Origin of the sequence: Pseudomonas sp. 008, from assembly GCF_016861935.1 — a bacterium.
GTDB lineage: Bacteria > Pseudomonadota > Gammaproteobacteria > Pseudomonadales > Pseudomonadaceae > Aquipseudomonas.
The window spans coordinates 1-16,832 of record NZ_BOMA01000023.1; the positions used below are offsets into that span (position 1 = coordinate 1).

14 protein-coding genes, 4 tRNA genes and 1 riboswitch are annotated in these 16,832 nt (G+C 57.7%); of the genes, 7 read left to right on the plus strand and 11 right to left on the minus strand.

The window, feature by feature from the left end:
* Both JUI81_RS30265 and JUI81_RS30270 read left to right on the plus strand, forming a co-directional pair.
* The coding region (locus JUI81_RS30265) for an Ig-like domain-containing protein (protein WP_204125583.1) at nt 1-2,574 on the plus strand (2,574 nt) is incomplete at its 5' end.
* A gap of 183 nt (nt 2,575-2,757) precedes the next feature.
* Nucleotides 2,758-4,125, plus strand: coding sequence for a lysozyme inhibitor LprI family protein (locus JUI81_RS30270; protein WP_239077742.1), 1,368 nt, complete (start codon nt 2,758-2,760; stop codon nt 4,123-4,125).
* Between the two features lie 72 nt (nt 4,126-4,197).
* Here the strand turns inward: JUI81_RS30270 and JUI81_RS30275 are convergent.
* Nucleotides 4,198-4,274: transfer RNA gene (locus JUI81_RS30275), tRNA-Arg, on the minus strand.
* 291 nt (nt 4,275-4,565) lie between these two features.
* Here JUI81_RS30275 and JUI81_RS30280 point away from each other — a divergent pair.
* Together JUI81_RS30280 and JUI81_RS30285 are read left to right on the plus strand one after the other, a co-directional pair.
* Nucleotides 4,566-4,799 carry a hypothetical protein gene (locus JUI81_RS30280; RefSeq protein ID WP_007934920.1) on the plus strand — a complete coding sequence of 78 codons (234 nt, stop codon included), beginning with the start codon at nt 4,566-4,568 and terminating at the stop codon, nt 4,797-4,799.
* A 22-nt stretch (nt 4,800-4,821) separates the two neighbouring features.
* Nucleotides 4,822-5,001 (plus strand): PA3371 family protein, encoded by a 180-nt coding sequence (locus JUI81_RS30285; protein ID WP_019582893.1) that lies wholly within the window; start codon nt 4,822-4,824, stop codon nt 4,999-5,001.
* Here the strand turns inward: JUI81_RS30285 and phnN are convergent.
* On the minus strand, nt 4,976-5,548 hold the full coding sequence (phnN, locus tag JUI81_RS30290; protein WP_019582892.1) for a phosphonate metabolism protein/1,5-bisphosphokinase (PRPP-forming) PhnN: 573 nt from the start codon (nt 5,546-5,548) through the stop codon (nt 4,976-4,978). The two genes, JUI81_RS30285 and phnN, sit on opposite strands and share 26 nt — an antisense overlap.
* A 385-nt stretch (nt 5,549-5,933) precedes the next feature.
* Between phnN and JUI81_RS30295 the strand changes: the two genes are divergently transcribed.
* Nucleotides 5,934-6,260, plus strand: a complete 327-nt coding sequence (locus JUI81_RS30295; RefSeq protein WP_003178899.1) for an Arc family DNA-binding protein — start codon at nt 5,934-5,936, stop codon at nt 6,258-6,260.
* 104 nt (nt 6,261-6,364) lie between these two features.
* On the opposite strand, the gene mgtE is transcribed toward JUI81_RS30295, so the two are convergent.
* A complete protein-coding gene (mgtE, locus tag JUI81_RS30300) occupies nt 6,365-7,807 on the minus strand; it encodes a magnesium transporter (RefSeq protein ID WP_018926381.1) in 1,443 nt (480 codons plus the stop codon).
* A 321-nt stretch (nt 7,808-8,128) separates the two neighbouring features.
* On the opposite strand from mgtE, the gene JUI81_RS30305 reads away from it, so the two are divergent.
* Complete coding sequence (locus tag JUI81_RS30305) at nt 8,129-8,647, plus strand: hypothetical protein (protein ID WP_019582891.1); 519 nt, start codon at nt 8,129-8,131, stop codon at nt 8,645-8,647.
* A gap of 19 nt (nt 8,648-8,666) precedes the next feature.
* Here JUI81_RS30305 and JUI81_RS30310 read toward each other — a convergent pair.
* From JUI81_RS30310 to ltaE, 7 genes are all read right to left on the minus strand, one after another.
* Nucleotides 8,667-8,743 (minus strand) — tRNA-Arg (locus JUI81_RS30310).
* 71 nt (nt 8,744-8,814) lie between these two features.
* Nucleotides 8,815-8,891 (minus strand) — tRNA-Arg (locus JUI81_RS30315).
* 107 nt (nt 8,892-8,998) lie between these two features.
* Nucleotides 8,999-9,089: transfer RNA gene (locus JUI81_RS30320), tRNA-Ser, on the minus strand.
* Between the two features lie 62 nt (nt 9,090-9,151).
* Complete coding sequence (gene csrA, locus JUI81_RS30325; RefSeq protein ID WP_002554426.1) at nt 9,152-9,340, minus strand: carbon storage regulator CsrA; 189 nt, start codon at nt 9,338-9,340, stop codon at nt 9,152-9,154.
* A 188-nt stretch (nt 9,341-9,528) separates the two neighbouring features.
* Nucleotides 9,529-10,770, minus strand: coding sequence for an aspartate kinase (locus tag JUI81_RS30330; RefSeq protein WP_007934911.1), 1,242 nt, complete (start codon nt 10,768-10,770; stop codon nt 9,529-9,531).
* A gap of 90 nt (nt 10,771-10,860) precedes the next feature.
* Entirely contained in the window at nt 10,861-13,482 is a 2,622-nt protein-coding gene (gene alaS, locus JUI81_RS30335) for an alanine--tRNA ligase (RefSeq protein ID WP_204125585.1), read from the minus strand.
* Between the two features lie 146 nt (nt 13,483-13,628).
* Complete coding sequence (ltaE, locus tag JUI81_RS30340) at nt 13,629-14,633, minus strand: low-specificity L-threonine aldolase (protein WP_028939368.1); 1,005 nt, start codon at nt 14,631-14,633, stop codon at nt 13,629-13,631.
* A 198-nt stretch (nt 14,634-14,831) separates the two neighbouring features.
* Nucleotides 14,832-15,002, plus strand: a riboswitch (FMN riboswitch).
* Nucleotides 15,003-15,117: 115 nt separating this feature from the next.
* On the opposite strand from ltaE, the gene JUI81_RS30345 reads away from it, so the two are divergent.
* Complete coding sequence (locus tag JUI81_RS30345) at nt 15,118-15,627, plus strand: 6,7-dimethyl-8-ribityllumazine synthase (protein ID WP_019582888.1); 510 nt, start codon at nt 15,118-15,120, stop codon at nt 15,625-15,627.
* Nucleotides 15,628-15,813: 186 nt separating this feature from the next.
* Here the strand turns inward: JUI81_RS30345 and astE are convergent, their stop codons facing one another.
* Nucleotides 15,814-16,824: a succinylglutamate desuccinylase gene (astE, locus tag JUI81_RS30350; RefSeq protein ID WP_019582887.1), complete on the minus strand. Its 1,011-nt coding sequence runs from the start codon at nt 16,822-16,824 to the stop codon at nt 15,814-15,816.
* Between the last annotated feature and the right edge of the window lie 8 nt (nt 16,825-16,832).

Below are 16,832 nucleotides of genomic sequence, written 5' to 3' on the forward strand. Positions count from 1 at the left end.
TATGACGTGATTGTGCGAGCGTCAGACGGCACGCTGTTTGACGACCAGGCGATTGCGGTAACCGTGACGGGCGTCAACGACAATAGCCCGATTATCACCTCCAACGGTGGTGGTGCGACGGCTTCGGTCAGCGTGGCGGAGAACACCACGGCGGTCACGACAGTGGTGGCGACCGATGCCGATCTACCAGCGCAGACGCTGAGCTACTCGATCCTGAATACGGCCGGGACAGACTTCAGCAAATTCTCGATCAGTTCGAGCGGGGTGCTGACGTTCAATTCGGCGCCCGACTACGAGAATCCCCAGGATGTCGGTGGGACTGCCGGCGACAATGCGTATGTTGTGGACGTTCAGGTGGCCGACGGCAATGGCGGAGTCGACACGCAGACCATTACGGTAAACGTGCAGAACGTCGTTGAGACGCCAGTTGATACCGTGCCGCCGACGGTGGCAGTGACGGGGACGGCCTTAGGGAGTTCGGTCGGTTCAACGTCGACGGTCACATTCCAGTTCAGTGAGACGGTGAGCGGTTTCAGCCTTGCTGACGTCTCGGTGACGACCACGAGTGGAACGCCCCGCGGAACCTTCAGTAATTTTACCCAGGTTGACGGCGATACCTTCACAGCGACGCTGACCAGAACGCAGGGCGGTAGCATAAAAGTCGACGTTGCCGCGAACAGCTACACCGACCTGGCGGGTAATCCTGGTGCTGCCGGGAGCAGTGCAAACCTTCCGGCAGGCGTTGCCGGCGAACCCATCAACCTAGCCCTCTACGCTCCATTGGCGGATATTAGCGGCCCGGTGACGGTGGCCATCAGCGGTGTTCCTTCGGGATGGGTGTTCAATGCAGGAACCGACAATGGCGACGGCACCTGGACCGTACAGACCAGCGATCTCGGCGCATTAACCGTGACAGCCCCAAGCGACTTCGTGGGAGCGTTGGTGCTTGATGTCAACATGAGCTGGAGCAACAGCGACGGCAGCACCGCCAGTGCCTACGTGTTCAACAACGTCGAAGTCTATGCCCCAGGCGCGCCGATCTTCGCCTTGTCCGCTGATGACAATCTGACCGGTTCGTCTGGTGCCGACACCTTCGTCTTCGCCCAGCCGATCGGCAACAACCAGATCTACAATTTCGATGCCGCAGCGGACAAGATCGACTTGATTGGCTTCACGGGCGTCAACGGCTTTGCAGACTTGAGTATCACTAACGACGCCAACGGCAATGCACTGGTCAGCATCAGCACTGGCCAGACGGTCACTCTCAAAGGTGTCGATGCAGCGGACTTGAGCGAAGCGAACTTCCAGTTCGATGTCGACCCACTCACCAACAACAGCGGGACCCTCACCATTGCCGACGGCGCGATCATGCCGTTCGGTGGCAGCATCCATAACAGCGGCACCATCGAGCTCGGCTCCGCCGGCAGCGCAACCAGCCTTGAGGTTCTGTTCCGTGGCGCGACCTTGACCGGTGGCGGCCAGGTGCTGCTATCCGACAACGCGCAAAACGTGATTTTCGGCGGCAGCGCCGACACCGTGCTGACCAATATCGACAACCGCATTTCCGGCGCCGGCCAGTTGGGTGCCGGGCAGATGGTGCTGATCAATGCGGGGCTGATCATGGCCAGCGGGCTGAACAGCCTGGTGCTCGACACCGGCACCCACACCATCACCAACAGCGGGGTGCTGGAGTCCACGGGCCCAGGCGGCATGACGGTGGCCAGTACGGTCGAAAACACCGGCCACCTGTGGGCCAATGGTGGCGACCTGCGCCTGCTGGCCGACGTGACCGGCGATGGCAGCGCGACCATCGACGGTAACGCGACCCTGACCTTCTCCGGTGCTGCACACGGGTCCGTCGCCTTCCACGGCGAAGGCGCGGGCACGCTGGTGATCGCCCAGGCCGAAACGGCGGGCTCGCTGTCCGGCATCCTCGGCCTTGAGAGCGATGACATGCTGACGTTCGGCAATCTCGCTTTCGGCGCCAACACCCAGCTCAGCTATAACGCCAGCGCCTCTGGCGCCGGCGGCCTGCTGACAGTGGACGACGGCGTGCATCGGGCCGAGGTGAACCTGCTGGGGCATTACTCGGCGGAAGACTTCCAGGTCACCGACGGCGGCGCGGCCGGCACTCAAGTCAGTTACCACGGAGAATCCAGCGGCACGCTGGTGGGCACCATGCTCGCAGACACGATCAGTGGCGGCGACGGCAACGACATCATCGTAGGCCGTGAAGGCGCAGACACGCTCAGCGGTGGCGCGGGCGCCGACGTGTTTGCCTACTTCAACGTGAATGAAGGCGGCGACCATATCCTCGACTACAACTACGCCGAAGGGGACAAAATCGACCTCTCTGCGCTGCTCAAGGCCAACTTTGTCGCCGGCACCAGCCAGGTGTCGGACTTTGTCCAAGTGGTGCAGACCGGCACCGACATCACCGTGAAGGTGGATACCGATGGCGCAAGTAATGGCAAGAACTTCGTCGACGTGGCGGTGCTTGACCACACGGGTACGCCTGGGCCAGATCTGGTGCGCACCTGGTTCGGGGATACGGACCATACACTGACGGCGTGATCGTGGGCGGGAGTTGAGCAGTTGATAATGCTGGAGACCAGGGAAGGTCGAACCATTATCCGGCTACTCAACTCCTTCGCTCACACTGCCCCTGACCATTTGATTCACCGGAGAATGCAACGCGTTAGATGAACCTCTGGGTTGCGTAGTTTAATGTGCACTACCCTGGAAAAGGATTTCATCGTGTACATCAAAGGACGCTACATCGTATCTGCCTGCGCACTGCTGTTTTTCCAGCACGCACTGGCGACCGGAATGGACTGCACAAAAGCGGCAAACGCTGTCGAAAATACAATTTGCGCGAACAAAGGACTGTATGAGCTGGATACGCAAATGGGGTCGGTCTATCGAACGCTGATGAACGCCGCTTCGCCGGCGCAGGTTGAACTGAAGAGATCCCAGCGCCAGTGGTTGAAAGTGCGCAATGAATGCGTCGAAGACGTCGCCTGCTTGGACCAACACTATCGCGAACGCTTGCTGGCATTGCACGTGCAATGGGTCGACGTCGTTGCCTATCAACCCGACGATGTCGATAAACAGGTGATGGAGGATTTGCAACAACGCATCCAGGACCTGAGCAAGGACAATCCGGAATTTGCACTGGAGCGAGCACTCGACTCCATGGCGTTCGACAGCAGCACAACGTCATTCCCTGGCGACTCGGGTGAAGATGAGCAATCCCTCTTTCCCAAGACCATTCCCCAAGATGTTACAAAGGACGAATGGAAGGCACTGAAAGCGTCCGACATCAGCGACGCCGCTGAGTCCGGGCAGACCTCATACACGCTGATGGATATGGATGGCGACGGACAGCGTGACCTCATCGTTGAAACCTATTCCGGCGGCACCGGGATGTTCAGTTACACGCAAACCTACCGTCGCAGTGAAGGTCGGTTCATCAGCAGGACATCGGGGCCAGCCCATGAATCCGACTCACTTTTCTATACCAATGAACGCGGCGCCAACCAATCCGTGAACTGGATCAAGGCTCGCGGAAAAATGTACGTCGCCTACCGAAACGGTAGCTACGGCGTTGACCAGGTCTTTCTTCTCAATCCCCTGAAGATCAATAACAAAGTGCCTACACTGACCGTTCGCTACGGCTATCAACTGACAGTGCCCCACACTCAATATCTGGAGGACGGAACCACCGCTTTCGAACTGGAGCCAGCCCTGCAAAAGGTACTCGCGAAAGCCTTGATCAAAGTGAATGCAGATGAAGCCCTGGAAACTGGTCAACAGAAAACCCCGATCTGCCCCATTCCTCCTTCAGTAAAAGACAGTGATGACTATTACAGCTTCGGAGCGAGTTACTACGCAGTCGAACCCGTCGCCGATATGCCGGTGGTCATCGGCAACGAGTGCTTCATCGCAAGGCTGATCAATTGGTACGGAAGCTACGGCGCCAAGGACGGGCTGTTTGCACTACTGACGTTGCGCAAACCGGAATCTGAAGATCAGGAACGCAGTTATTCGGTCAACGGCCGTCGACATATCACACGAGTGAGCACATCAATTGGCAAGACCGAAGGTGGGGCTGAAAATTTTTAGTCAGCTTATCCATCGATAGATAGCCACAAAAAAAGCCCCACCAGATCACTCTGTGTGGGGCTTTCAAATATATGGTGTCCCAGGGCAGGTTCGAACTGCCAACCTTCCCCTTAGGAGGGGGATGCTCTATCCAATTGAGCTACTGAGACACAAGTCGCGCGCAAGGAATGCGCGGCGATGGACGGCGTGCATGTTAACGGGCAGGCCCGCTTTTGTCATGTCGTCCGTAGGGCTTTTTAAGTGTAGGCAGACGCCCCACGGTAGCGTGGCTTTGTTTACCGTGCAAATTGCATCACCGCAAAATGCCATCATTGCAAAATGCAATGCCGGCCCTTGGTGAAAATATCTTAAATCGTTGTTTTTAAAGAATTTAATAGCCGTTAAACTTTTGGCATGCGGGCTGCTTCGACTGTTCTCAAAGAACGAAGGAGATCAGCCCCATGAACAGCGCTCTTTTAGTCGCGAATGCAGTCGCCCTGGCGGTTCTGTTGGGTTTTCAGTTCTTTCCCGAAAACGACGCTGCGATGGTTGCCCAACGCACGCCCCATTACCTGCAGCTGCAAAAAGCGCCTCAATGGGCAGTCACGAGCGATCAACGCAGTTTTGTCAGCCAAGAGGTGAGCCAGGAGAGTCTTCAACCGCGCACGCAGTCTTTTGAACGCTTGGTATTTTGAACCACCTCATCAGGAGCACAGCATGTCCAAATCAGCCGCAGGGTTTCTCATCCTCGCTCTACTGAGTGGCATCTTTCATCTGTCATTAGTCCAGGACACGATCGTCACCCTGCCCCTGATTGCCTGCGGCGTGTTCAGTGCGCTGTTCGTGCTGGCGCTGATCGCCGGGCGCAAGATCAAGTTCGATCCGGTTCTGCGCTGACGCTCAGCAACTCCAGAAGACCGGCAACGGTGACCGTAAGGTCGCCGGAGTTATCGAGTCGACGGATCTGCGTATCACCGATTGTATCGTCAGCCGTGAACAGCGCATTGCGGCGCAGTCTCGCTTCAATTTCTGCCGGGCTTTCACGCCCCCGCCGTAGCAGGCGCTCTCGCAGAACGTCATCCTTGACCGTCAACAGCACCGGCAACAGCGTGGGATAGCGCTGTTGCGCTTCTGTCAGGTGGCCGCGCGAAGCATTGATCAGCACATCGCGCCCGTCCTTGAGCCACTGGTCTATACGCACAGGAATACCGTAATCCAGCCCATTGGCCTGCCACGAAAGCGCGAAATCCCCTTTGTTTCTGCGTCGCTCGAACTCTTCGCGGGACACCTCAATGGCGTCTTCGCCGACGGACTCAGCCGAGCGCGTAATAACCCGCCGCACGACTTCACAATTGCGTACCCGCAATGGCCCGCGAGCGGCTTCGATGAGGCTGTCCTTGCCGGATCCCGAAGGCCCCATTAAATAAATCAGCCTGCCATCCATCCTGAAATCATCCCATACCGTCCGTCTGCCCTAGTAAATCGGCCATTTGCCACTATCCTGTTAAGGTAAGGAACAAGGATCGAATCCGCATAGCATGCACCTTCAGGCGTCTTCGGGCATCACCTGTCGGGCAAGAGGACGCGGTCAGCGATACGGACTCATGGAATGTTTTCAAACCAGTCCGCATTTCTGATAATAGGTGCTGGCATTAAGCCTTTACCCAGATCAATATTTGTCACAGAATTGACGCCAATGATCTGGCTAATTTGAGGCATGATGCGCGCCTCTATCAATTCAGGTTGAACATTTGGCCGGAGTGCTTGTCCTATCTGACATCCTGCGGCCTATCCCGAGAACCGCTCCCCTGAACTAACCGGTTAAATATATGCGCCCATTGAAACAGGCAATTTATTCCAGCCGTACGGCTGACAAGTTCGTCGTACGTCTGCCAGACGGAATGCGTGAACGCATTGCCGAGGTGGCTCGCAATCATCATCGCAGCATGAATTCCGAGATCATCGCGCGCCTTGAGCAGAGTCTTATTCAGGAAGGCGCGTTGGGCGAAGAATTGAGCATGCGCCTGGACAGCCCCGAGCTGTCATTGCACGAACGCGAACTGCTGCAACGCTTCCGCCAACTCTCCCACCGCCAGCAGAACGCTCTGGTTTCGCTGATCGCCCATGACGCCGAAATGGCTGCAGACGCTTCCTGATTCATCCCGAAAGTTCAAGCCAGCGTAATTGCTGGCTTTTTTTTGCCTGAAATTCGGCCCCAAAAAAAACCCGCCGATTGGGCGGGTTCTTTTGAGGTAGAACGTCAGAGCAGAAAAATCGTCGCCAGCCCGAGGAAGATGAAAAAGCCACCACTGTCGGTCATGGCAGTGATCATCACACTCGCGCCCATTGCCGGGTCGCGCCCAAGCCGCGCCAGGGTCATCGGAATCAACACACCCATCAATGCCGCAAGCAACAGGTTAAGCGTCATGGCGGCGGTCATCACCACGCCCAGGGACCAACTGCCATAAAGCAGGTAGGACACCACACCAATCACCCCACCCCAGACCACGCCATTGATCAAGGCGACCGCCAACTCCTTGCGCATCAACCTCGACGTATTGCCGGTACTGACCTGGTCCAGCGCCATAGCCCGAACGATCATGGTGATCGTCTGGTTACCCGAGTTGCCGCCGATACCCGCCACGATCGGCATCAATGCCGCGAGCGCTACCAGCTTCTCGATAGAGCCCTCGAACAGGCCGATCACCCGTGATGCAACGAACGCGGTGATCAGGTTTATCGCCAGCCAGGCCCAACGGTTGCGCAGGGACTTCCAGACTGACGCAAAAATATCTTCTTCTTCGCGCAGACCCGCCATGTTGAGAACTTCGTTTTCGCTCTCTTCACGAATCAGGTCGACCATTTCATCGATGGTCAGACGACCGATCAGCTTGCCGTTCTTGTCGACCACCGGGGCCGAGATCAAGTCGTAACGCTCGAACGCCTGAGCGGCCTCGTAGGCGTCTTCGTCCGGATGAAAACTCACCGGATCGCTGGCCATTACTTCCGAGACCTGTTTATCCGGGTCGTTGACCAAAAGGCGCTTGATCGGCAACACGCCCTTGAGCACGCCGTCGTAATCGACCACGAACAGTTTGTCGGTATGGCTTGGCAATTCTTTGAGACGACGCAGGTAACGCAACACCACTTCAAGACTGACATCCTCACGGATGGTCACCATCTCGAAGTCCATCAGCGCACCGACCTGCTCCTCGTCATAGGACAACGCGGAGCGGACGCGCTCACGCTGTTGAGCATCGAGGGTTTCCATCAGCTCGTGGACGACGTCTCGCGGCAGCTCGGAGGCCAGGTCAGCAAGTTCGTCGGCATCCATGTCCTTGGCCGCCGCCAGGAGCTCGTGATCGTCCATGTCGGCGATCAGGGTTTCACGAACCGAATCGGATACTTCGAGCAGAATGTCGCCGTCGCGGTCGGCCTTGACCAATTGCCAGACGGTCAGACGATCGTCCAGTGGCAAGGCTTCAAGGATGTAGGCAACGTCGGCGGAGTGCAGATCATCGAGCTTGCGTTGCAACTCGACGAGGTTTTGCCGGTGAACCAGGTTCTCGACCCGGTCGTGATGCGGACCTTCCTGGCGATGAGTCAGGTCTTCGACCACCCGCTGGCGCTGCAGCAGCTCAACGACTTGAGCAAGGCGGTCCTGCAAGCTTTCCTGCGTTTTCTTTACTTCAACTTCAGACATAGGCGAACTCCACTCCCAGCAGCGGGGCACGCCGGAAGGATCAATCAGTCAATTCATGATTGTAAAAACGGGGTACTGAGTAACTACTGGGTAAGTCCATGGAGGTATTCCACAAGCCCCGGCGGGGCTGACGGGCGCAATGATAACACCGCCTGACGGTTTTAAACGTGAAAAAATCGCGGCTGAAACAAGCGCTTGCGAGACAAACCTGAGCGCTGTCCTGATCCATGGAACTGCGACGACTCATCCTGAAAAGAAAACACACCCTAGTCGAAAAATGCAGCGGCTACTCTTGATAAGGACCGTCAAGGAGGACGTCGAATGCCATGGAATGCTGATTATCTTTTACTTGCCGCCCTGCTCTGCCTGCCGCCCTGGGCGTTTGCTACGACCATCCACCGGTGTGAAGCCCCTGACGGACGCATCACCTTCACGACCTTGAGCTGTACGACCGGAGAAAGCCTTTCGCTTCAGGAAGTACGCACGTTTTTGCCTGGCAGCACGACAGCCCTGATACCAGAAGCCGAGGTTCGCGAAACATCAAGTATGAAAAAACCAAGGAGAGAGCCGACGGTCGTTGGTCAGTCCGAGGACAAATGTGGAAATCAGCTCAGCGCAAAGGAACGCCGCATCGCGATCATCAATCAGAGAGTGGTTGCCGGCATGAGTCAGCAGGACGTCGAAAGCGCTCTCGGCAAGCCAGACAAAATCAGCACTCGCAATTCAGCCATGAGCTACCGCTACGACAACAAGCGAGGGCGCAGTGCTCACATCGAGTTCGATGAGAAAGGTTGTACCAAAGGAAAAGCCAAATCGCAGACGGCAAAAAGCCCGCGTTAAACGCGGGCTTTTTGGTGTTTGGTGCACTCGACAGGATTCGAACCTGTGACCGCTCGGTTCGTAGCCGAGTACTCTATCCAGCTGAGCTACGAGTGCATTTGTGTTTTTATACCAGATCACAACTGGTTGAAGCCAAGTTACTCACATTACTGCAAACAACTCTTAAATGGTGCACTCGACAGGATTCGAACCTGTGACCGCTCGGTTCGTAGCCGAGTACTCTATCCAGCTGAGCTACGAGTGCATTTGTTGCCGCGCATTATAGGCCGTTAAATCTTTTTGTAAAGCACTTTTTCTAGTAATTTCAACAACTTACCGAAGAAGCCAGATTACAACGTACTAAACAAATAATGGCGGAGAACGGGGGATTCGAACCCCCGACACCCTTTTGAGGTGTACTCCCTTAGCAGGGGAGCGCCTTCGGCCACTCGGCCAGCTCTCCGCAACACGGGGCGTATATTAACCAGCTTTATCCCCGTTTGCAAACATAAAAAACGATAAAAATTAATGGCTTGGTTCTTCGTCCTTCTCTTTCTTGATACGCAGGTAAATTTCCTCACGGTGCACAGCCACCTCTTTCGGGGCGTTGACACCAATACGCACTTGATTTCCTTTAACGCCGAGCACGGTCACGGTGATTTCGCCATCACCAATAATCAGGCTTTCTGCGCACCGACGAGTCAGAATCAGCATACCTTTCTCCTCACGCATTTCATTTCAGGGACAACAGTCTGCAAAAAAAAGGCATTCGACCTACAACCGAAAAGGTCGCAGCCCTACATGCCTGAGTATTGACTAGCGCGAGCAAAAGAACAGTTTTGGTACGCACCATTCAAAAAAGCGAAGGGCGCGGTCAGACCGCGCCCTTCGGGGGAAACGCATTACTCGCCCTGTCGGGCCGGCGCGTCCAGTTCAAAAGCTGTGTGCAGGGCGCGCACAGCCAGTTCCAGGTACTTCTCTTCGATCACCACGGACACCTTGATTTCCGAAGTCGAGATCATCTGGATGTTGATGCTTTCTTTCGCCAGGGATTCGAACATGCGGCTGGCCACGCCTGCGTGGGAGCGCATGCCGACGCCAACGATCGAGACCTTGGCAATCTTGGTGTCGCCAACGACTTCACGGGCACCGATCTCGCGAGCGGTGTTTTCCAGCACCGATTGCGCCGCCTGGTAGTCGTTGCGGTGTACGGTGAAGGTGAAGTCGGTGGTGTTATCGTGCGCAACGTTCTGCACGATCATGTCGACTTCGATGTTCGCGGCACTGATCGGGCCGAGAATCTTGAACGCCACGCCCGGGGTGTCTGGCACGCCACGGATGGTCAGCTTGGCTTCATCGCGGTTGAAAGCGATGCCGGAAATGATCGGCTGTTCCATGGTTTCCTCTTCATCAATAGTAATGAGGGTGCCCGGACCCTCCTTGAAGCTGTGCAGTACGCGCAGCGGAACGTTGTACTTGCCGGCGAACTCGACCGCACGGATCTGCAACACCTTGGAACCGAGGCTGGCCATTTCCAGCATCTCTTCGAAGGTGATCTTGTCCAGACGCTGAGCCACGGACACCACACGCGGGTCGGTGGTGTAGACGCCGTCGACGTCGGTGTAGATCTGGCATTCGTCAGCCTTCAGGGCTGCCGCCAGTGCCACGCCAGTGGTGTCGGAACCACCACGACCGAGCGTGGTGATATTGCCGTGCTCGTCGACGCCCTGGAAACCGGCGACAACCACCACACGACCGGCCTTCAGGTCACCGCGAATCTTCTGGTCATCAATCTGCAAGATACGCGCTTTATTGTGCGCGCTATCCGTCAGAATCCGTACCTGGTTGCCGGTGTACGACACCGCTGGCACGCCACGCTTGATCAGCGCCATGGCCAACAGTGCAATCGTCACCTGCTCACCGGTGGAAACGATCACATCCAGTTCACGCGGAACCGGTTGGCCGTCGCCACTGATTTGCTTGGCCAGATCGATCAGACGGTTGGTTTCGCCGCTCATTGCAGACAGCACAACCACCAGGTCATCGCCCGCATCGCGGAATTTCTTAACCTTGTCGGCGACCTGCTCGATTCTCTCGACAGTGCCGACTGAGGTGCCTCCAAATTTCTGTACGATCAAAGCCATTTCAAAGCCGCCTCTGCCCATGAAGGGCGCCCAATAATCACTCAAACAGCGTTCTGGCCCGCCACTAGACCGCGGGCCAGGCACACTGCCTTATAAACCCTGCTCTACAAATGGAACAGTCAGGGCCAATGCGGCATCCAGTGCGCCAGCGTCAGTACCACCGCCCTGCGCCATGTCTGGACGACCACCGCCCTTCCCGCCCACTGCCGCAGCAGCCTGCTTCATCAAATCACCGGCTTTGAGTTGGCCAGTCAGGTCTTTGGTCACGCCTGCAACCAGAACGACCTTTTCCTCATGGACACTGCCGAGCAGGATCACTGCGCGGCCGAGTTTGTTTTTCAGTTGATCGACCAGCGCCAGCAGCGCCTTGCCGTCCTGACCGTCCAGACGCACGGCCAGCACTTTCACGCCTTTGACGTCCAGGGCAGAGGCCGACAGATCGTCGCCCGCCGCGCTGGCCGCCTTGGCCTGCAACTGCTCGAGTTGCTTCTCCAGCAGACGGTTGCGCTCCAGCACAGCCGACAGCTTGTCGATCAGGTTATCGCGGCTGCCCTTGACCAGGTTGGCCGCTTCCTTGAGTTGTTCTTCTGCAGCATTCAAGTAGGCCAGTGCCGCGGCACCGGTGACTGCCTCGATACGACGCACACCCGAAGCCACACCGCCTTCGCTGATGATTTTCAGCAGACCGATGTCGCCAGTACGGGTGGCGTGAATACCGCCGCACAGCTCAACGGAGAAATCGCCCATGCTCAGCACACGTACGCTGTCGCCGTACTTCTCGCCGAACAGCGCCATGGCGCCTTTCTGCTTGGCGGTTTCGATGTCGGTTTCTTCGGTTTCAACTTCGGAGTTCTTGCGAATCTCGGCGTTGACGATGTCTTCCAGCGCCTTCAACTGCTCAGGCTTGATCGCTTCGAAGTGGCTGAAGTCAAAGCGTAGACGCTGACTGTCGACCAACGAGCCTTTCTGCTGAACGTGCTCGCCCAGCACCTGACGCAATGCGGCGTGCAACAAGTGAGTTGCCGAGTGGTTCAGCGACGTCGCATGGCGCACTTCGGCATCGACATGAGTCTCCACCGGAGCACCTACGATCAGGCTGCCCGAATCCAGCACACCGTGGTGCAGGAACGCACCGCCGGTCTTGGTGGTGTCGCGCACGTCGAAACGCGCAGCGCCAGCCTGAAGGAAGCCGCAATCACCAATCTGACCACCGGACTCGGCATAGAACGGCGTCTGATCGAGAACGACCACGCCCTCTTCGCCTTCGCTCAGTACGTCAACCGATTGCCCTTCTTTATAGAGAGCAACGATTTTGGCGGAACCGCTGTGAGCGGTGTAACCGGTGAACTCGGTGGCCACATCAACCTTGACCAGGCTGTTGTAGTCCATGCCGAAGGAGCTGGCGGAGCGGGCACGCACGCGCTGGGCTTCCATTTCGCGCTCGAAGCCTGCTTCGTCGATGGTCAGGCTGCGCTCACGGGCGATGTCGCCGGTCAGGTCCATCGGGAAACCGTAGGTGTCGTAAAGCTTGAACACCACGTCGCCTGGCACCACGTCGCCTTTGAGTTCGGCCAGATCCTGCTCGAGGATCTTCAGGCCCTGCTCCAGAGTCTTGGCGAATTGCTCTTCTTCGGCCTTCAGCACGCGCTCGATGTGCGCCTGCTGGGATTTCAGCTCAGGGAACGCTTCGCCCATCTCGGCGACCAGGGCCGCAACGATCTGGTAGAAGAAGCTGCCCTTGGCGCCCAGTTTGTTACCGTGACGGCAAGCGCGGCGAATGATCCGGCGCAACACATAACCACGGCCTTCGTTGGACGGCAGCACGCCGTCGGCAATCAGGAAGCCGCAGGAACGGATGTGGTCAGCCACGACTTTCAGGGAAGCCTGATTGTCGTTGGTGCAACCGATGGCCTTGGCCGATGCGCTCAGCAGGCTCTGGAACAGGTCGATTTCATAGTTCGAGTGAACGTGCTGCAGCACGGCACTGATCCGCTCAAGACCCATGCCGGTGTCCACCGACGGGGCGGGCAACGGGTGCAACACGCCATCGGCGGTGCGGTTGAACTGCATGAACACGTTGTTCCAGATTTCGATGTAACGGTCGCCGTCTTCTTCCGGCGAGCCCGGTGGGCCACCCCAGATATCGGCGCCGTGATCGTAGAAAATCTCGGTGCAAGGACCGCACGGGCCGGTATCGCCCATGGTCCAGAAGTTGTCGGACGCGTACGGCGCGCCCTTGTTGTCGCCGATGCGAACCATGCGCTCGGCCGGTACACCGACTTCTTTGGTCCAGATGTCGTAGGCCTCGTCATCGCTGGAGTAGACGGTCACCCAGAGTTTTTCTTTCGGCAGGTTCAGCCATTTGTCGGAGGTCAGGAACGTCCAGGCAAAGGTAATGGCGTCACGCTTGAAATAATCACCGAAGCTGAAGTTACCCAGCATTTCGAAGAAGGTGTGGTGACGGGCGGTATAACCGACGTTTTCCAGGTCGTTGTGCTTGCCGCCGGCACGCACGCATTTCTGGCTGCTGACGGCGCGGGTGTACGCGCGCTTTTCCTGGCCCAGGAAGCAGTCCTTGAACTGGTTCATCCCCGCGTTAGTGAACAGCAGGGTTGGGTCGTTGCCCGGAATCAAAGAGCTGGAGGCTACACGGGTGTGGCCTTGCTCTTCGAAGAAGCGAAGGAAGGCTTCACGGATTTCTGCGCTTTTCATTAGGTTCTTCCACGGAGGCTGCGGCCAAAGGCCTGTGCGAAACGTCAACAGACGAAGCGACGGCAAAGGGCCGCATTATATCGGCCCTGCGCGCGGGGTACAGCGTGTTTATACGATAGAAACGGTCAATTGGACCGCTAACGCGATCAGATGCGGGAAAACTCGACGAATGTAGCGACGACCTGCTCGATTTGCGCACGACTGACGTCCATGTGCGTGACCATTCGCAGACGAGCGGCAGCGCTGAGCTTGACCCCGCGTGTCGCGGCGAAGGCCTTGATCGCTTCGGCCTTGTCGCCCATTTTCACGTAAACCATGTTGGTCTGCACCGGCTCGACCTCATACCCCGCCGCTCGCAGGCCTTCAGCCAGCCATTGTGCGTTGGCATGGTCGTCGGCCAGGCGCTGAACATTATTATCCAGCGCATACAGCCCCGCCGCCGCAAGAATCCCGGCCTGGCGCATGCCGCCGCCGACCATCTTGCGCAAACGCCGAGCCTTGGCGATCAACTCGACCGAGCCGCACAGCACCGAACCGACCGGCGCACCCAGGCCTTTGGACAAACAGACCGACACCGAATCGAAATGCTGAGTGATCTCCCGGGCATCGACACCCAGCTTGACCGCCGCGTTGTAGAGACGCGCGCCATCCAAATGCAGCGCCAAGCCATGCTCACGCGTGAAGCGGCGAGCCTGGGCCAGATACTCCAGCGGCAGCACCTTGCCCTGCATGGTGTTTTCCAATGCCAGCAAACGGGTGCGGGCGAAGTGGAAGTCGTCCGGTTTGATCGCGGCGGCGACTTGCGCCAGGTCCAGCGAACCATCGGCTTGCACTTCCAGCGGCTGCGGCTGGATCGAACCGAGTACCGCCGCGCCACCACCTTCGTACTTATAGGTGTGGGCCTGCTGACCGACAATGTACTCGTCACCGCGCTCGCAGTGGGCCATCAAGCCCAGCAGGTTGCTCATGGTGCCCGTTGGAACAAACAGCGCCGCGGCAAAACCCAGTCGTGTTGCCAGCTCGGCTTCCAGACGATTGACCGTCGGATCTTCGCCATAAACGTCGTCACCGGTGGCGGCATTGGCCATCGCGTCGAGCATCCCTGCGGTTGGTTGGGTGACGGTGTCGCTGCGAAGATCGATAACGCTCATGAATCTGGCCTCGGTAAACAGGGGAAAAATCCGTTTCGGAAAGGAATTACTGCGGTCATGCCGACAATTAATCAAGCCTTGAACGAGGAAAAGACGCTGTATACCTTCGGAAAACCCGATAGCAATCATCAGAAAGCAGCCATGCACGCCCCATAAATATGTGTTAAAAACGCTTCGCCGCCAAACAATCTGGCGGCAAAACGTTCTCAGGGCGGGGTGTAACTCCCCACCGGCGGTAATTGCGCGCAATGCGCATAGCCCGCGAGCGCTTGGCGACAGGCACGGCAATGGCTGTGATGGCGGCAAGGTCAGCAGACCCGGTGTGATCCCGGGGCCGACGGTCATAGTCCGGATGAAGAGAGAACGGGATTGACGCCGCCCAGGTTCCATACCAAAGCGCCGTCCGTAGACACGTGTGCCTGCGTACCCTTAAATCCCATTCGATTCATAACGCCCTGTTTTTCACACAAACAGGAGTCAGAACATGCAACCCACCGCAATCGATAGCAAAAGCAAAAACCATCAGGGCGAGCGCGTCGCGTTCATCCAGGCCTGCTGGCACAAGGAAATCGTCGATCAGAGCCGTAAAGGCTTCGTCGCTGAAATGATTGCCCAGGGTTATCAGGAGTCGGACATCGATTTCTTCGAAGTCGGTGGCGCCTTTGAAATTCCGCTGCACGCCAAGTTGCTGGCCAAGTCCGGTCGTTATGCCGGCATCGTCGCCGCGGGCCTGGTGGTCGATGGCGGCATCTATCGCCACGAATTCGTCGCCCAGTCGGTGATCAGCGGCCTGATGCAGGTTCAGCTGGAAACCGAAGTGCCAGTGTTCTCGGTGGTTTTGACCCCGCACCACTTCCATGCCGGTGAAGAACATCAGAAGTTCTTCTTCGAGCATTTCGTGCATAAAGGTCAGGAAGCGGCGAAGACGTGTGCAGATACGCTGCACAAGACTCGCGCATTGCGCCGCAGCGAGCCGCGCGCGGTAGCTGTCTAAACACCGATAAAACTTGTGGGGGGCGGGCTTGTGTGGCGAGGGGGCTTGCCCCCGTTCGGCTGCGAAGCAGTCGTAAATCCAGATAACTTGGTTTGTCTGGACCCAAACCGGGGGCCGCTTCGCGACCCAACGGGGGCAAGCCCCCTCGCCACACAGGCCCGCTCCTACATTTGACGGGTGTTGTGCCTAGACCAGGTTTTCGTCGGTGGTCGGTACGATCAGGATGCCGGCGCGCAGGCCGTTCTTGACCCTGGGGTTCGGGAAGATGATCCGGGCGCCCTGCTCTTCGATGATCCAGCGGGTATTGGCGATATCCTCGGCCAGCACATAACCCACTTTCAATTCCGAAAAGTTTTCGATGTCCGCCGGCAGGTTCAGGCGGAAGTTATCGCTGTGCTTGATCACTTCCCGGGCCACGCTGAACAACTGCAACCCTGCCAGCCCTTCATCGGTCATTGGCGGCTCGTTGCCTTCGATGATCTGCTTCAGGCGGGTTTCCAGCAGGCTGACATTGACCCCTTCGTTCTGCCCGAACGGCCGGGCCTTGCCCAGCTCCAGGGTGAAGGACTCGGCATCGAGCTTGTCGTAGGTGTAGGAGCTGAAGACGATGGAGGGTTTGTTCTGCAACAGCACCGCTTCCATGCCGGCGGCGCGCAAGCGAGCCAGCTCCTGGCGTGAATGCTGACGGCCTTCTTTCCAGGGGTACAGGGCGAACTGCTCGATTTTCGAGCCACGGATCGCCGTGTGCAGATCGTAGTGCAGACGGTTACGGTCCGGCAGGCTGAAGAACGTCGCCGCCAGCCGCTCCAGCTCACAGGCGCGCAAGGCCTCGGAACCACTGCTTTGTTCGTGACGGCCGTTGAACAGCCGATTGACGTCCTGCTCGATGAAACGCTCACCGCGACGGATGGCCTCGGGATTGCCGAACAGGAACAGAATACGGGCGCGCGGCTTCAAGTCACCGCGGGCGATGTCATGCAACAGGCGATCGAGCAGCTCGATCGGCGCTGTTTCGTTGCCATGGATACCGGCCGAAAGCAGCAGGTCCAGGCCATTGTCGCGAGCTTCAGGTGGCCGGACTTCCAGCGCACCTTCGCTCAACCAGCGCATCCGTACGCCTTCGACAGTCAGTTGAGTCTTCTCCGCCGGTTCGCGGCCGGCGAGGGTCAGTTCAAGCAGTTTGCCGAGGGCGAGCATAGAGCGGT

Bases quoted from the DNA above. Each gene is read 5' to 3' on its own strand.
- JUI81_RS30280 (WP_007934920.1), top strand. From the start codon at position 4,566: ATGAACAGCGCTCTTTTAGTCGCGAATGCAGTCGCCCTGGCGGTTCTG.
- JUI81_RS30285 (WP_019582893.1), top strand. From the start codon at position 4,822: ATGTCCAAATCAGCCGCAGGGTTTCTCATCCTCGCTCTACTGAGTGGC.
- phnN (WP_019582892.1), bottom strand. From the start codon at position 5,548: ATGGATGGCAGGCTGATTTATTTAATGGGGCCTTCGGGATCCGGCAAG.
- JUI81_RS30295 (WP_003178899.1), top strand. From the start codon at position 5,934: ATGCGCCCATTGAAACAGGCAATTTATTCCAGCCGTACGGCTGACAAG.
- mgtE (WP_018926381.1), bottom strand. From the start codon at position 7,807: ATGTCTGAAGTTGAAGTAAAGAAAACGCAGGAAAGCTTGCAGGACCGC.
- JUI81_RS30305 (WP_019582891.1), top strand. From the start codon at position 8,129: ATGCCATGGAATGCTGATTATCTTTTACTTGCCGCCCTGCTCTGCCTG.
- csrA (WP_002554426.1), bottom strand. From the start codon at position 9,340: ATGCTGATTCTGACTCGTCGGTGCGCAGAAAGCCTGATTATTGGTGAT.
- JUI81_RS30330 (WP_007934911.1), bottom strand. From the start codon at position 10,770: ATGGCTTTGATCGTACAGAAATTTGGAGGCACCTCAGTCGGCACTGTC.
- alaS (WP_204125585.1), bottom strand. From the start codon at position 13,482: ATGAAAAGCGCAGAAATCCGTGAAGCCTTCCTTCGCTTCTTCGAAGAG.
- ltaE (WP_028939368.1), bottom strand. From the start codon at position 14,633: ATGAGCGTTATCGATCTTCGCAGCGACACCGTCACCCAACCAACCGCA.
- JUI81_RS30345 (WP_019582888.1), top strand. From the start codon at position 15,118: ATGCAACCCACCGCAATCGATAGCAAAAGCAAAAACCATCAGGGCGAG.
- astE (WP_019582887.1), bottom strand. From the start codon at position 16,824: ATGCTCGCCCTCGGCAAACTGCTTGAACTGACCCTCGCCGGCCGCGAA.